The sequence below is a fragment of the Shewanella sp. MBTL60-007 genome, assembly GCF_019654915.1.
Lineage (GTDB): Bacteria > Pseudomonadota > Gammaproteobacteria > Enterobacterales > Shewanellaceae > Shewanella.
In genome coordinates, this window is the sequence record NZ_BPET01000167.1 from 1 (window position 1) to 694 (window position 694).

General features: G+C 50.6%; 1 protein-coding gene. It reads left to right on the forward strand.

The window, feature by feature from the left end:
* Positions 1–331: 331 nt before the first annotated feature.
* On the forward strand, positions 332–694 hold a 363-nt coding region (ppa, locus tag K5Q92_RS23870), incomplete at its 3' end, for an inorganic diphosphatase (protein WP_220771258.1).

A 694-nucleotide genomic window follows, 5' to 3' on the forward strand; every position in this document is an offset into this window, starting at 1 on the left:
TTTTTTTTTTTTCAAGCAGAAGACGGCATACGAGATGCTCAGGAGTCTCGTGGGCTCGGCCAATGAAGTCGATGCCTGCCTCGAGTACCATCAGCAGGATTACAGCGGCGAGCCTGAACTCTAAACGCCGCTTGGGGCTGCCGGGGTCGGCAGCCCTGAATTGACGGTACAATTCAAGGCCTGAGACAGATAGCCTGGGATGAACTGTTGGCAATTAGTCTTAAGACTGCGGCCTTTCATTGGCAAGCCGTCAAATCGCGCTATAATACGCGCCACACTGAACTTCAGGCCGGACCTGAAATAGATTTATACACAGTCTAAGGATACTTCCATGAGCTTAAATGCAGTGCCTGCGGGCAAATCCCTGCCAGATGACATCTACGTGATCATCGAAATCCCACAAAACCACGACCCTATCAAGTATGAAGTGGACAAGGACACAGGTGCCTTGTTTGTGGATCGCATGATGACTGCGCCTATGTTCTATCCTTGCAACTACGGCTATGTGAACCAAACTCTGAGCCTGGATGGTGATCCGGTAGACGTACTGGTTCCTACTCAGTACCCACTGCAGCCAGGCAGCGTTATCCGTTGTCGTCCAGTTGGCGTACTGAAAATGACCGACGAGTCAGGTGAAGATGCCAAGATTGTTGCCGTACCACACGAGAAGATCTCCAAAGAATACGGTCATATC